15 protein-coding genes are annotated in these 14,106 nt (G+C 35.2%); 13 read left to right on the top strand and 2 right to left on the bottom strand.

The genetic code is table 11. The features are described 5' to 3' along the window. The first annotated feature begins 8 nt into the window (after window positions 1–8). The 11 genes from ACYQ3D_RS04895 (at window position 9) to ACYQ3D_RS04945 (ending at window position 11,202) form a co-directional block, all read left to right on the top strand. On the top strand, window positions 9–227 hold the full coding sequence (locus ACYQ3D_RS04895; RefSeq protein WP_459836806.1) for a sulfurtransferase TusA family protein: 219 nt from the start codon (window positions 9–11) through the stop codon (window positions 225–227). Continuing rightward, window positions 196–741 carry a YeeE/YedE thiosulfate transporter family protein gene (locus tag ACYQ3D_RS04900; RefSeq protein WP_459836808.1) on the top strand — a complete coding sequence of 182 codons (546 nt, stop codon included), beginning with the start codon at window positions 196–198 and terminating at the stop codon, window positions 739–741. Before ACYQ3D_RS04895 ends, ACYQ3D_RS04900 begins: the two co-directional genes overlap by 32 nt. A 241-nt stretch (window positions 742–982) precedes the next feature. Continuing rightward, the gene (locus ACYQ3D_RS04905; RefSeq protein ID WP_459836809.1) at window positions 983–3,520 is read left to right on the top strand and encodes an FAD-dependent oxidoreductase; all 2,538 of its coding nucleotides are present in this window, start codon (window positions 983–985) and stop codon (window positions 3,518–3,520) included. A gap of 15 nt (window positions 3,521–3,535) precedes the next feature. After that, a complete protein-coding gene (locus ACYQ3D_RS04910; protein WP_459836810.1) occupies window positions 3,536–4,270 on the top strand; it encodes a TVP38/TMEM64 family protein in 735 nt (244 codons plus the stop codon). Between the two features lie 107 nt (window positions 4,271–4,377). After that, entirely contained in the window at window positions 4,378–5,634 is a 1,257-nt protein-coding gene (locus ACYQ3D_RS04915) for an ABC transporter substrate-binding protein (protein ID WP_459836811.1), read from the top strand. Between the two features lie 38 nt (window positions 5,635–5,672). Next, entirely contained in the window at window positions 5,673–6,545 is an 873-nt protein-coding gene (locus ACYQ3D_RS04920; protein ID WP_459836812.1) for an ABC transporter permease, read from the top strand. Window positions 6,546–6,561: 16 nt separating this feature from the next. Continuing rightward, window positions 6,562–7,371: an ABC transporter permease gene (locus ACYQ3D_RS04925; RefSeq protein WP_459836813.1), complete on the top strand. Its 810-nt coding sequence runs from the start codon at window positions 6,562–6,564 to the stop codon at window positions 7,369–7,371. A gap of 90 nt (window positions 7,372–7,461) precedes the next feature. Next, entirely contained in the window at window positions 7,462–8,523 is a 1,062-nt protein-coding gene (locus tag ACYQ3D_RS04930; RefSeq protein WP_459836814.1) for an ABC transporter ATP-binding protein, read from the top strand. Window position 8,524: 1 nt separating this feature from the next. Beyond that, window positions 8,525–9,211 carry a TIGR04283 family arsenosugar biosynthesis glycosyltransferase gene (locus tag ACYQ3D_RS04935; protein ID WP_459836815.1) on the top strand — a complete coding sequence of 229 codons (687 nt, stop codon included), beginning with the start codon at window positions 8,525–8,527 and terminating at the stop codon, window positions 9,209–9,211. A gap of 259 nt (window positions 9,212–9,470) precedes the next feature. Beyond that, on the top strand, window positions 9,471–10,196 hold the full coding sequence (locus ACYQ3D_RS04940; RefSeq protein ID WP_459836816.1) for a TIGR04282 family arsenosugar biosynthesis glycosyltransferase: 726 nt from the start codon (window positions 9,471–9,473) through the stop codon (window positions 10,194–10,196). Further along, a complete protein-coding gene (locus ACYQ3D_RS04945) occupies window positions 10,174–11,202 on the top strand; it encodes an aminoglycoside phosphotransferase family protein (RefSeq protein ID WP_459836817.1) in 1,029 nt (342 codons plus the stop codon). The genes ACYQ3D_RS04940 and ACYQ3D_RS04945 overlap by 23 nt, the downstream gene beginning before the upstream one ends. A gap of 41 nt (window positions 11,203–11,243) precedes the next feature. Here ACYQ3D_RS04945 and ACYQ3D_RS04950 read toward each other — a convergent pair whose 3' ends face one another. Further along, entirely contained in the window at window positions 11,244–12,560 is a 1,317-nt protein-coding gene (locus ACYQ3D_RS04950; protein ID WP_459836818.1) for a sodium-dependent transporter, read from the bottom strand. Between the two features lie 423 nt (window positions 12,561–12,983). On the opposite strand from ACYQ3D_RS04950, the gene ACYQ3D_RS04955 reads away from it, so the two are divergent. Further along, window positions 12,984–13,283: a hypothetical protein gene (locus ACYQ3D_RS04955; protein WP_459836819.1), complete on the top strand. Its 300-nt coding sequence runs from the start codon at window positions 12,984–12,986 to the stop codon at window positions 13,281–13,283. A gap of 1 nt (window position 13,284) precedes the next feature. Here ACYQ3D_RS04955 and ACYQ3D_RS04960 read toward each other — a convergent pair whose 3' ends face one another. After that, window positions 13,285–13,776: a GNAT family N-acetyltransferase gene (locus ACYQ3D_RS04960; RefSeq protein ID WP_459836820.1), complete on the bottom strand. Its 492-nt coding sequence runs from the start codon at window positions 13,774–13,776 to the stop codon at window positions 13,285–13,287. Between the two features lie 116 nt (window positions 13,777–13,892). Here ACYQ3D_RS04960 and ACYQ3D_RS04965 point away from each other — a divergent pair, with 116 nt between their 5' ends. Further along, entirely contained in the window at window positions 13,893–14,093 is a 201-nt protein-coding gene (locus ACYQ3D_RS04965) for a hypothetical protein (protein ID WP_459836821.1), read from the top strand. Window positions 14,094–14,106 lie beyond the last annotated feature (13 nt).

Raw genomic sequence — 14,106 nt, forward strand, 5'->3', positions numbered from 1 at the left:
AATAAGTTATGAAAAATTTAGATTGTATTGGTGAACCTTGTCCGTTACCTTTAATGAAAGTAGAAAAGGAAATAAATCAGTTAAACTCAGGAGAAGAGTTATGTATTGCAATTGATCATACTTGTGCGATGACTAATGTACCTGAATGGGCTAGAAAAAAAGGCTATAATGTAGAGATTGAAGAGGTGGTCTTTGGTGAATGGGAAATTAGAATCACCAAAAACTGATAAGAAAGAGAAAAAAATAATTAACTTACTCCTAGAGCGTCCTTGGCCTTATTGGGTAGGAGGAGTTTTGGTAGCAGTTATTAATATTATCTATTTGCTTTTAACTGGTAAATGCTGGGCGATTACTACCGGGTTGGCCCGGTGGGGAGCTTGGTGTTTGCAGATATTAGGTTTTGATATTCAGCAGTGGTCAGCTTGGAATTACTATGATTATATTCATCCTATTTATGATAGATATACTTACTCTAATCTAGGGATTATTTTAGGAAGTTTGATAGCTATCTTATTGGCCCGCCAATTTAGATTTAAGGCTATTAAGAATAAGAAACAGTTATTTTTAGGATTAGTTGGTGGTTGGCTGATGGGGTATGGAGCTCGGATAGCAATTGGATGTAATATAGGTGGTTTGTATAGTGCTATTTCCTCTTTAGCAATCAATGGTTGGTTGTATTTACCATTTTGTCTGATAGGTATTTATTTAGGAAGTAAGATTTTAAATAAGTGGTTTGTATAATGGAGGTTAACAGATGAAGTACAAAATTGTAGGTAAGAAAAAACACTAGGTATTAGTTACTAATTACAAATTTATTTCTTTATAAAGTACTTTCTAATTTTATGAGAAGCTTTTATTGTAGCCAACATACAAAAACAGATTGAAAAATTATCCTGAAGTCATAAAGACAAACGCAATATTAAAGGATATAATTATAATAGTGAAAGTCCTTGTGAAAATTATATATTGTTAAGCGAAAGGAGTGGTTAATTTGTTATCGGAAGAACTAATTGCTGAAATGAAGGAAGTAGTTGATGATTGTATGGGAGATGCTCCTTCTGCTTGTGTAGCAACTTGTCCGTTACATATTGATGCTAAGGGGTATATTGATTTAATTCAAGAAGGGAACTATAAGGAAGCTTTGGAGTTAATTAGAGATACAACTCCATTTCCAGGTATTTTAGGGCGAGTTTGTGCTCATCCTTGTGAAGAAGAGTGCAAGCGACAGGATGTAGAAGAAGCTCTTTCAATTAAAAATTTAAAACGATTTGCAGCAGAGTATGATAATCCCCAAGATTGGGATTTAAGTACTGCTCCTGAAACAGAAAAGGAAGTAGCAATTATTGGCTCAGGTCCAGCAGGTGCTTTAGCTGCCTATGACTTACGTAAGAATGGTCATCAGGTAACTATTTATGAAAAATTACCAGTAGTTGGTGGGATGTTACGAGTAGGAATTCCAGCTTATCGCTTACCACATGAGGTGATTGAAGAAGAGTATAGTATTCTAGAGAAATTAGGAGTTGAGATTAAATTAAATACTGAAGTAGGTGAAGATGTATCGTTTGCTCAGTTAGAAGAAGATTATGATGCGGTATTTACGGCAATTGGAGCTCATGAAGGTATAATGCTACCGATAGATGGTTCTAATTTAGAAGGAGTTAAGTCGGGGGTTGATATTTTAAGAAAGGCTGGATTAGAGGAGTTTTCTGAGATTGATATTGGCGATCAAGTAACTGTTATTGGTGGCGGTAATGTAGCTATGGATGTTGCTCGGACTGCTTGGCGCTTAGGAGCTAAAGAAGTTAATATTGCTTGTATTGAATCTCGAGAGGAAATGCCGGCTCATGAGTGGGAGATTGAAGATGCTGAAGAGGAAGAAATTGAAGTTCATTCTTCTTGGGGGCCAATGAAGATTAATGGTCAGAGTAAAGTAGACGGGATTACTTTAAAAAAGTGTGAACGTGTCTTTGATGAAGAGGGGGAGTTCAATCCGGCCTATGATGTTTGTACTACTAAAGATTTAGAGGCAGATACAGTTATTTTTGCCATTGGCCAGAGTGCTCAGTCAGAATTTTTAGTTGAGGAAGAAGGAATTGAGTTAACTAAGGGAGGTAAAATTGATTCTGATGATGTAACATTACAGACTGCTAAGGAACATGTTTTTGCAGGTGGTGATGCTGCAGGTAGACCGCTGTTAGCAATTGAAGCAATGGCTCAGGGAAGAAAAGCAGCTAAATCTATTGATCGTTACTTAAAAGGTGAAGACTTATTTGAAGATAGAGAAAAGGAAGGTAGTTATGAAACTTGGTTAGATAAAGAAGTAGAAGAGCCCCAAAAAGAGCGAATTGCAATAGATATGATTCCTGTAGAAGAAAGAAAAGAAAACTTCAAAGAGGTAGAACAGCCTTTTGATCCTCAGCGAGCAAAAGAGGAAGCTGATCGCTGTCTACAGTGTGAGTGTAAAGATTGTGTAGCTGAGTGTGAATTTTTAGATGAATATACTGAACATCCGAAAGAACTAATGGAAAAATTACTGGAAGATCCTACAGATGTTGATAATTTAGCTATGTCCTATTTCTGTAACTTATGTGATACATGTACAGTTTATTGTCCAAATGATTTTGAGTTAGCTGATATCTTTATGGAGATTAGACGAGAACTAGTTAGACAAGGAGAAGGTCCACTTGAAGGACATAATCCAGTAACTAAATTCCATCAGCCACTAGGTTTCTCTAGCTTCTTTACTACGAAACTAAATGATAATCAAGCTGGTGCTACTAAGCGAGTATTCTTCCCTGGTTGTAGTTTATCCTCTTATGCACCTGATGTTGTCCAAGAGACATATCAGTATTTACAAGACAATTTACCAGGAACTGGATTTGTTTTAAAATGTTGTGGTGCTCCTACTAATATGGTAGGTGAAGAAGATAAATTTGCGGAGAGATTCCAGAGCCTAATTGCTGATGTACGAGAATTAGGTGCTGATGAAATAATTACTGCTTGTCCGGATTGTACACACAATATCATTGAACATAAACCAGATGATATCAAAGTTACTCCTTTATACGAAGTATTAGCTGAAATTGGTATTCCCGAAGAGAGAAAAGGAGTAGCAGAAGGAAAAACAATTTCTATCCATGATTCTTGTACTGCTAGACACTTCCCCAAAATTCACGAGGGAGTACGAGAGATTGCGCAACAATTAGGCTTAGAGGTTGATGAGTTTGAACATAATCGCGAGGATACTCGTTGTTGTGGTTTTGGTGGGATGGTATTACTTGCTAATGAAGATTTATCTACTGATATAATGGCTAGAAGAGCTAATCAAACTGATAAAGAAATAGTTACTTATTGTGCTGCTTGTCGAGAGTCTATGGCTATGGTTGATAAACCAGCTTATCACTTGCTGGAGTTTATCTTTAGAGATAACTGGAAAGAAGGAGCCCAAGGACTAGATAATCCAGTTAAACAGTGGTTTAAGCGTTGGAGAGCAAAAAGAAAAGCTAAACAGGTTAAATGAGAGGAGGTTATACTAATGAGTGACCAAGCAAAAGCGGAAGAAAAGAAACAAGGCAACTGGAAAAAGATAGCTATTTTTGTGGCAGTAATTGCTGCTGTTGTTTTGTTTGTAAGACAAATGGGTTATTGGGAGTATCTAAAAGATCCACAGAAGTTAAAGCAGGTGATTGATGGTTTAGGTTTCTGGGGGCCAGTTGCATTTATTGGTTTATGGATTGCTTCTGCTGTCTTTTTATTACCTGGTGGAGCATTAGGACTTGTTGGGGGATTGCTTTTTGGCCCTTGGTTAGGAACTTTATATACCATTTTGGGAGCGACTATAGGGGCAGTAGCTGCCTTTTTAGCTGGTAAATATGTAGCTCGAGATATGGTAGAAAATATGGTAGAAAATAATCCTAAGTTACAAAAAATTGATAAAGGAGTAGAAAAGGAAGGTTGGCGTTTCTTAATGTTAACTCGGTTAGTGCCTGTCTTTCCTTATAATGTGCAGAATTATGTCTATTCCTTGACAGCTGTTAGTCTACCAGTTTATACGTGGACTACATTTGTCTTTATGCTACCTGGTTGTTTAGCTTTTTCTTTTGCTGGGGGAGCAATTACTTCAGGTGGTAGTCCAGTTAAAATTATTGCCTATCTAGCAGTTGCTGGTGTAGTCTTATTTGGTATTTCTTTAATTCCTAAGTGGTTACAGAAGAAAAATGATGATGATGTTTTAGATGAAATAGAGGAAGAGGAAGAAGAAACAGCTTAATTATAAATGGGCCTATTACATTATGTAATAGGCTCATCTTTTTGAAATAATGCCAGGGATTTAATCTAGTTATCTATAAAATATATATAAATTGAGGTGATAACTAAATGTCAACTAAAAATAAGTATTTAATATTAACTATAACTTTTAGTTTAATAATTACTCTTTCAATTACTGCTAGTGCTTGGTGGATTTTTGGTGCTAGTGAAGAAGAAGAGAAAACAAATGTTTTAGAACAAGATTGGAAGCAGATTGTAAAAGAAGCTGAAGGAACAATAGTTAATTTTTATATGTGGGGTGGAAATAGGACAATTAATAATTGGGTTGATACTTATGTTGCTTCTCAGTTAAAGAAGCGTTATGATATTAAATTAAATCGGGTGCCGATGGGACCTAAAGATTATTTGAACAAGCTATTAGGGGAAAAACAGATTAATAAACAAGAAGGTAGTATTGATTTACTCTGGATTAATGGGGAAAATTTCAAGACAGCTCGCCAGAAAGATCTTTTATTTGGCCCTTTTGTTGATAAATTACCTAATTATCACCAGTATATAGATGCGAATGCTGATAAAAATACAACTGACTTTGGTTTCCCAACTGAAGGCTATGAAGCACCCTATAATCGAGCCCAATTTGTATTTATATATGACCAGGCTAAAGTAGCTAATCCACCACAAAATTTTGCGGAATTAATAAGTTGGATTAAGGAACATCCGGGGAAGTTTACTTATCCAGCTTTACCTGATTTTACAGGTAGTGCTTTTGTAAGACATGTGATTTATCGGAAGACTGGTGGTTATCAACAATACTATGAGATGAGCGAAGAGGAAGTTAGAAAGACAATTCGGCCGGCCCTTGAATTTCTAGCTAAGTTAGAGCCTTATTTATGGCGGCAAGGAGAAACTTATCCTGCTACTAGTGCTCAATTGGATAATCTGTTTGCTGATGGTGAAGTTTGGATGAGTATGGGGTATGATCCTAGTAAAGCAACAGCTGAGATTAAAAAAGGTAATTATCCAGAGACAGCTCGGACTTTTGTGTTAGAAAAAGGAACTATCGCTAATACTAATTTTTTAGCAATTCCATTTAATGCTCCTAATAAACCAGGATCATTAGTAACAGCTAACTTTTTGGAGAGTTTTGCTGCTCAGTATTCCAAGTATAAACCAGATAATTGGGGAGCGCTACCAGTATTTGATACAGCTAAATTAGCGAAAAAAGAACGAGCCAAATTAGAAAAGCTTGATTTAGGTAAGGCTACTTTATCTCCAACTGAACTTAATAACCATAGTGTTCCAGAGATTCCTGCTGACTTAGTACCCATTATTGAAGATGAATGGCAGGAAATAGTAGGGCAGTAAACATACCCTATTATTAATTTAGAAAGGAAGTGTTTAATTTGGATTTGCAGGAACATGTTAACTGGCAACCTTATATTTTATTATTACCAGTGCTAACGATATTAATTGGTTTATTTTTAGGAGGCGTAGTTTTAGCTTTAACTCAGAGTTTTGGTTATTTTCCGTTACTAGGATTGAAAGAGTTTACGTTAAAATATTACTTTGAAGTCTGGAGTAGTCCTGAATTTTTAGATGCTTTATTATATAGTTTATATGTTTCTTTTATGTCAGCGCTAATAGCAGTAGTAATTGGAGTTGGGCTAGCTTATCAATTGGTTAAATTGCCTCGAGAGCATAAGATAGTTCAACTGTTGTATAAATTACCAATTATTGTACCCCATATTATTGCTTCCTTATTAATATTTTTATTTTTTACTCAAAGTGGCTTATTATCACGTTTATTATTTGAATTAGGGATTATAGATCAATTAGAAAATTTTCCCCGGCTTGTTTTTGACCGAGGAGGAGTAGGGATTATTTTAGTTTATCTATGGAAAGAGATCCCCTTTATTGCTTTAGTTACTTATACGGTATTAAAGCATATTAATGATTCTTTTAGTCAAGTAGCTGCTAATTTAGGGGCCAACGCTCGTCAGATATTCTGGAAAATTTATTTTCCCTTAGCTCTGCCTAGTATTGGGACAGCTTTTATAATTGTTTTTGCTTTTTCCTTTGGTGCCTTTGAAATCCCTTATTTGTTAGGGCCAACTTACCCCAAGACGTTGCCGGTTCTAGCTTACCAGCGCTATGCTAGTTCTGATTTAACCCAACGACCTTATGCAATGGTAATTGCAATTACATTAGCAGCGATTTGTTTTGGGTTGATTTATCTGTATAAAAGATTGTTTGATTTAGTATTACGTTATAATTGATGTAGGGAGGTTAATCATGACTAATCCAGGAAAAATAATCCGCTATACAGTAGTATATAGTTTAATATTTGTATTAATTTTACCGCTGATTATACTGGTTATTTGGTCAGTAACTGAGAGTTGGACTTGGCCCTATCTACTGCCCCAAGAGTTTACTCTACAGGGGTGGAAGTATTTTTGGAATCCGGTAAATGATGCCCTGTCGGCTTTAAAAACTAGTTTTGTGATTGGTTTGGGAGTTACTAGTCTGGCCTTAGCAGTCAGTATTCCGGCGGGGAAGGCGTTAGGAACCTATGAGTTTCCTGGTCGTGAACTAATTAAGTTACTAGTTTTAGCCCCGATAATTGTTCCCCCCTTGGCTGTGACGATGGGGATTCATATTAATTTTATGAAGTTAGGATTAAGTGATACTATTACTGGAGTTATTTTAGTCCATTTAATTCCGACTATTCCTTATTCGGTCCGGATTTTAACTCATGTTTTTGAAGCTTTAGGTGACCGTTTGGAAGCTCAGGCCCAGGTGTTAGGAGCTAATATCTGGCAGCGATTCTTTCATATCACATTACCCTTAATTTATCCTGGAATCTTTTCCGCCGGGATTATGGTCTTTATTATTTCTTTTAGTCAGTACTTACTGACTTTTTTAATTGGGGGAGGCCAGATAGTTAGTTTTCCTATGGTTTTATTTCCCTTAGTCAAGAGTGGAGATCGGATGTTAGCAGCAGTTTATAGTTGGGTATTTATTATTGCTGCTTTAATCTTTACTATAATTATGGAGCGGTTATTTAAAGGTGGCGATCAGCCCGAAGACCACTTCTATATGTAATAGTTATCGTGGATTAAATTTAATTCTTTTAAATTTAATCCACGACTCACAACTATATAGCACTTATCAACTGAAAAAGGGGTAATAAGGATGGTAGAAATCAGGCTTGAAAATTTAACAAAAAGTTTTGCTGAGGAACAAGTAATTGCTAATTTAAATATAAAGGTAAACCCGGGAGAATTGGTGGCTTTATTAGGCCCTTCAGGCTGTGGAAAGACTACTACCTTAAAGTTAATTTCTGGTTTGTTGCAGCCGGATACAGGTGATATTTTATTTAATCAGGAGTCAGTAGTTGATGTAGCTACAGAGACTAGAGGAGCAGTCTTGGTTTTTCAAGATTATTTACTGTTTCCCCATTTTAATGTAGCAGATAATATTGCCTTTGGGCTTAAGATGCAGGGAGCAAAAGAAGAGTATCAGCGCCAGCGAGTTAAAGAGTTACTTGATTTAGTTAATATGTCGGGCTATGAAGAGCATACTCCGCAAGAACTTTCGGGAGGCCAACAACAGCGGGTAGCATTGGCCCGAGCCTTAGCAATTAATCCCGAGGTATTATTGCTAGATGAACCATTGACTAATTTAGATGCTAATCTCCGGGGCGAAATGCAGCAATTAATCTGTGATTTGCACGATAAGCAGGAAATGACTAGTATGTTTGTCACTCATGACCGAGATGAGGCTATGTTAATTGCAGATCAGATTGCAGTTATGAATCAGGGCCAAATTGAACAAGTAGGAAGCCCAGAGGAATTATACAAACATCCTCGAACTAGATTTGTAGCTAATTTTTTAGGAGCTGCTAATTATATTTCTGGTAACTATCAAGCTGGCTTGTTTCATTTTTCGGAGGGAAAATTACCAGTTGAATCATCAGTGGTAGCTCCAGAAGTTGAGTTAGTAGAGGGAGAGAAGTTAGAATTGATGCTTCGGCCGGAATTTGTAAGCTTGGCTCGGGCTGAAAAAGAGACGACCGGTCAATTGACTGGTACTATTACTAGCCGCGAATTTGTCGGTGAGCGAATTTGTTATCAGATTGATACGGGAACTCAAATGATTAAAGTTACCAATTTACTCCCTTCTGATTTTAGTGTGGGAGAAGAAGTAATACTTACTATTGATATAGCTAATATTTGGTTAATGGAGTGTGATTAATATGAGTGCTATATCAGTGATTATTCCGGTATTAAATGAGGCTAGTACAATTAAAGATACATTAGAACAGGTTAATATGTTGGCGGGGAGTAAAGAGATTATTGTAGTTGATGGTGGTAGTGAAGATAACACTTGTCAGTTAGCTAGTCAGTTAGCAGATAAGGTATTTGAGACTAGAAGCGGTCGTGGTTATCAGATGAATCAAGGAGCTAAGGTAGCCACAGGAAGTATTTTGCTTTTTTTACATAGTGATTCTTGGTTGGCAAAAGAGGCTCTATTAGGTATTAAACAGGCTTTAGAGGATGATAAGATTATCGGTGGTTGTTTAAATCTAGAGATTGATGATGACAGTTGGCCACTTAAATTTATTGCCTGGAGTTCTAATTTACGGGCTCAATATCTGAATCTAATGTTTGGTGATCAAGGGATTTTTGTTCGTCGATCTGTATTTGAGGAATTAGATGGTTATCCTGATATTGAATTAATGGAAGATTGGGAATTTTCTCGTAAGTTAGCTAAAGCAGATGGTGAATTAGCTGTTATTCCGCATAAAATATATACTTCGGCTCGTAGATGGCATAAGTTTGGAATCTGGAAGACAATATTTTTAATGCATAAGATTAAAATTTTGTACATGTGGGGAGTAGAGCCTAAAAAGTTAAAAAAGATTTATCGAGAGGCGAGATAAGGTGTCACCAAAGGTGACACAGTCGTGTGCTGTGTGCTATCAGCTATCAGTCAGTTCAAAACTTTTAAATTCAAAATCTAAACTCTTAAAATTATTATGTTTCAAAGGGTTAAATCTATGGTTTTGAATTTGAATTAACTCACGACAGATGGCAGATAGCAGATAGCTGTGGCACGAAAGTGCCACTTTATATCAATTTAAATTTTAATTGTAAATTCTCCATTCTCAATTGTAAATTAAATAAAGGAGGAGGGATATCATGTCGACAGGAATTATCTTAATGACTCGGGCCCCGATTCCCGGAGAAACTAATACTCGTTTGGAGACTCATTTAACAGGTCAGCAGTGTGCGCAACTGCATCAGGCTTTTTTACAGGATATTAGTCAGATGTTATTAGAAATTAAAGAGAAAAGAGAAGCTATTAATCTATATTTAACTTATACTCCTAGTAGTACGGCAGATATGTTTACAGATTTAGTTCCAGCTGAATTTAATTTCTTTGCTCAAGAAGGGCCAGATCTAGGAGCTAAGATGTATCATGCTTTAGAACATGTAGCTTCTGAAAATGAGAAACAGATTATTCTAGGTAGTGACTTACCTACTTTACAACCGAATATAATCTTAGCTGCTCTACAAAAGTTAGATAAGCAAGATGTAGTAGTTGGCCCTTCCCAAGATGGAGGTTATTATTTATTAGGTACTAAAACTCCTACTTCAGTTTTATTTACTGATATTGTGTTTGGTAATAATGATGTTTTAGAAGCTACTATTAAAGCTATTAAAGAAAAAGGATTAAAGTATGAGCTAGTTACTACTTGGCCTGATATTGATTTATTTCCTGAATTAGTGGAATTATATAATGATTTAACGGCTGATAATCAATGGGAGAGTTATCCTCAGGCTACTGCTAAATTAGTAACAGATTTAGTTGAGGCTAAGCTTGAAGAAGGAGGAGATTTATATGTCCAACAGCAAGTTAAGTAAAAATCAATTATTAAACCAGGTAGAAGATTATGTAGCAAGTAAAGATTTTAAAACTATTCTTAGTTTGGCAGAAACTCCTGAGGTTTCTTTTTTGGCCCAAGGGGAATATAATATTAATTTTTTAGTCCAGACTAGTGGGCAGAAATTTGTTTTACGGTTGAATACAGGTAGTCAGATGAATCTGGATAATCAGATCAAGTATGAGTATCAGGCGTTAGATTATTTAGTTCCTTCCCAGGTAACTCCTAGTCCTTTATTGATAGATGATTCTTGTGATCAGCTATCTTTAGATATGTTAGTTATGGAATATTTACCAGGTAGAAGTTTAGATTATAGAACTGATTTAACTAAAGCAGCTAGAGTACTAGCTAAGATACATGAAGTATCTATTCCTGAAGATCATCAATTGATTAAGGAAGAAAAGCCTTTGTCTGGGATTTGGAAAGAATGCTCTAATTTAATCCCTGCTTATCTTAATTCTCCCTTAGGCAAAGATAATATTAAGGAATTTTTAGAAAGAATGATTAATCAATTAGATAAGTTACGGTCTAAAGAAGAAGAGATTATGGACTTATTACCATTATCTATTGTTAATACAGAGGTTAATTCCGGGAATTTTTTAGTAGATGAGGAGACTAATGCTGCTTATTTAGTTGATTGGGAGAAGCCTTTGGTAACTAGTCCTCTCCAAGATTTAAGCCACTTTGTGGTTCCTACGACAACTTTATGGAAGACAGATTATCAGTTGACTAAAGAAGATAGAGAAGAATTTTTACAAGCTTATTGTGAGGAAAGGTCATTAAGTGCAAATCAATTAGTCCAAATCAAAGATGCATTAGAGATTTTTGATAAATTTTCTGCTATGCGAGGTATCTCTTGGCCGGCTATGGCTTGGGTTGAGTATCAACAACTTGATCGTTTATTAAAGAATGAAGATACTTTTAAAACAATGGATAGTTATTTACAAGAGGAGTTTTTAGCTGATCTATTCCCTGAACTTATTTAATAATATAACTCCTGCCTTAAGGCAGGAGTCTTTTTTATGCTTTACCCAATTCCATTATAGATAATACCTAGGATTAAGACAATAATAGATACACTAGTAAAGATATACTTAGCAAAAAATGCCCACCAGTTGCCTACAGGATATTTAGCTCCTTGATTAATCTGTTCTTGAGCATTAGAGATCCCAAACACCCAGAAGAAAGTAATAGCAGCTAATACTGATCCTAAAGGGATAAGATAAATACTAACAATATCAGTAAATTGACCAAAAAACTTCATATTTAGATCTAATGGGATTCCAGCTAAGAAACTTAAACTAGCTACAGTAAAGACACTCTTTTTTCTACTCCAGTTTAATTGATCAATTAATGCTTCTACAGGTACTTCCATCAGATTTATAGAGGAAGAAATAGCTGCAAAAACAATACTTAAGAAGAATAGAACTCCAAAGAAATAACCTCCAGTCATTTGTTGAAATATTTTGGGGATTGTAATAAATAATAAAGGAGGTCCCGATTGAGGATCTAGATTAAAAGCAAAAACTGCTGGGATAATGATAAAAGCAGCTAAAAAAGAAGATAGAGTATTAAACACAACAGTATTAAAGGCTGCTGACGGAATATCAGCATCTTCTTTAAGATAACTACCATAGACTAACATAGCTGCTCCACCTAAGGAAACAGTAAAAAAGGCTTGTCCTAAGGCCATAACCCAAGTAATAGGTTTTAGTAGCAGTGACCAGTCTGGTACCAGCATAAATCTGATTCCTGCACTTGCTCCAGGCAGTGTCAATGATCTAATCACTAGAATAATAAAGATAACAAATAAAGTAGGCATCATAAAGTTATTTACTTTTTCAATTCCTTTTTTAACGCCTAATCGTACAATGGCTAAAGTAAGTATTATTGCTAATAGATGCCATAAAATACTTTCGGGTTGGCCAGCGAGACTATTAAAATAATTAGGTATCTCTCCAGCGGTTTGAAAAGAGCCACTAATAGTTAATAAAAAGTATTTAAGAATCCAGCCCGCAACTATTGTATAAAAGATAAAGACTCCTGTAAGTCCTAAAACTGGAATTGCTCCTATTAAATTTCCAAAAGGTAAGTCTTTTTTCTTAAAGATCTTAGTAAAAGCGCCCATAGCACCTGTTTTTTGTGATCTTCCCAAAGCAAATTCTTCTATTAAACCAGTACTTCCGAGAGCAAATACAAATAATAAATAAGGAATTAAAAATGCTGCTCCTCCATATTTTCCTAGTCGCCAGGGGAACATCCAAATATTACCTAATCCAATAGCAGATCCAATACAAGCTAGAACAAAACTAAATTTACTAGTCCAAGTATCTCGATTTGACATTTTCATACCTCCTAGAACATAATGAATATTATTAGATTTAATTTAATTAGTAGTAAGATTATTTTTAGCAAAAATACATAATCATTATAATAGCTAATCTTAAAAAAAGCAATGATTAGTAATGATTTTGTTGATATATTGTGTCACCGCAGGTGACACAGTCGTCAGTAGATTTATCATGAAGTGGTCGTGAGACCCGAAAGGTGTGCTGTGTGTTATCTGCTAATTCAAAACTTTTGAATTCAACATCTAATCCCCTTATCATTGCTATATTTTAAGGGGGGAACTAGATTTATGGTTTTGAATTTGAATTAGCACATGGCACATAGCAGATAGCTTTAATAATAATAGATGTAATTAATTAACTAAAAAAGGGAAAATTAAAGGCAACCACAAACTATATTTATTTAGGAGGGGAAAAGTATGAGAGAAGAATTGGTGTTACCAGGAGCAATCCGGAAAGATTATCAAGCAGGTGAAATGTCCCAAGAAGTATATAATTTATTATGTATTATTTTTGCTAACTTTTTAGAGGAAGAGTTTAGTAGGGAAGATATTTTAGAAGTGACAGATCTTAGTGAGGAGAAAGTTAAAGAAGGATTGGCCCAAGTGGTAGAAACTGATTATATAACTCAAGCGCCTAAGGAAGAAGAAGTGTATCAAGTTAATGATTTCTATCGGCAGGGAGTGAAATTAGCTTTGGCTCAGATGGAAGATAGGTAGTTTAGTCAAGGATTTTTTGGTATAAGTGAACGTCAATATATTCCTCAAATTTATACCCTGTTTCTTTCATAGTTCCTATTTGCTTAAAATCAAAATTACTATGTAGTTTGCAACTGGCTTGATTATTTCCAGCAATTTTAGCAATGATTGTATGTAGGTCTGTCTTTTGTTGGCCGTAAGTAATAATTTCTGTCATTAATAGTTGGCCTATCCCTTGTCTTCTAAATCCTTGAGCAACATAAATTGAAATTTCTGCTGTCTGGTCATAACCAGCTTTAGAGGAGAAGCGAGATAGGGCTACCCAGCCTTTTATTTTTCCTTTGTCTATAGCTACTAGGATAGGAAATTGTTTATTATGTGCTTTAAACCACTTTAGTTGTTCTTTTTTTGTTTTAGGTTTGGTATCAAAGGTAGCAACTGTATTTTTTATAGCGTGATTATATATGTTAGTTATTCTCTCCAAATCAGTTAATTTAGCCTGTCTAACTTTCATCTTATCTCTCCTTTTTTAGGTCTGTTACTTCCTGATAGATATTATAAGTATTAAAAAAGGCTTTGTAAAGTAAGAATGGTTGCAATTAGAAACTAGATTGTAAGTAGGTGATACTAATGAAGACAGCTAAAGAAGTAAGATTAACAGAAAGGAATGTAGTTCAGCAATTATTTCGATTAACTATACCTATGATCTTTGGAATGTTAGAATCTAGTGGATACTTTTTTGTGGGCCAACTGATGCCTAACCTAACAACTATTAACTATTTTATCTTTGTATTCTATGTTCTATTAGCTTTAGTAGGTTTTGAATTTTAATTTAAGATTAAGT

The sequence above is a fragment of the Halanaerobaculum tunisiense genome (assembly GCF_054657635.1).

Coding starts and splice junctions, on each gene's coding strand:
- ACYQ3D_RS04895 (WP_459836806.1), top strand. CDS start 9: ATGAAAAATTTAGATTGTATTGGTGAACCTTGTCCGTTACCTTTAATG.
- ACYQ3D_RS04910 (WP_459836810.1), top strand. CDS start 3,536: ATGAGTGACCAAGCAAAAGCGGAAGAAAAGAAACAAGGCAACTGGAAA.
- ACYQ3D_RS04915 (WP_459836811.1), top strand. CDS start 4,378: ATGTCAACTAAAAATAAGTATTTAATATTAACTATAACTTTTAGTTTA.
- ACYQ3D_RS04925 (WP_459836813.1), top strand. CDS start 6,562: ATGACTAATCCAGGAAAAATAATCCGCTATACAGTAGTATATAGTTTA.
- ACYQ3D_RS04930 (WP_459836814.1), top strand. CDS start 7,462: ATGGTAGAAATCAGGCTTGAAAATTTAACAAAAAGTTTTGCTGAGGAA.
- ACYQ3D_RS04935 (WP_459836815.1), top strand. CDS start 8,525: ATGAGTGCTATATCAGTGATTATTCCGGTATTAAATGAGGCTAGTACA.
- ACYQ3D_RS04940 (WP_459836816.1), top strand. CDS start 9,471: ATGTCGACAGGAATTATCTTAATGACTCGGGCCCCGATTCCCGGAGAA.
- ACYQ3D_RS04945 (WP_459836817.1), top strand. CDS start 10,174: ATGTCCAACAGCAAGTTAAGTAAAAATCAATTATTAAACCAGGTAGAA.
- ACYQ3D_RS04950 (WP_459836818.1), bottom strand. CDS start 12,560: ATGTCAAATCGAGATACTTGGACTAGTAAATTTAGTTTTGTTCTAGCT.
- ACYQ3D_RS04955 (WP_459836819.1), top strand. CDS start 12,984: ATGAGAGAAGAATTGGTGTTACCAGGAGCAATCCGGAAAGATTATCAA.
- ACYQ3D_RS04960 (WP_459836820.1), bottom strand. CDS start 13,776: ATGAAAGTTAGACAGGCTAAATTAACTGATTTGGAGAGAATAACTAAC.
- ACYQ3D_RS04965 (WP_459836821.1), top strand. CDS start 13,893: ATGAAGACAGCTAAAGAAGTAAGATTAACAGAAAGGAATGTAGTTCAG.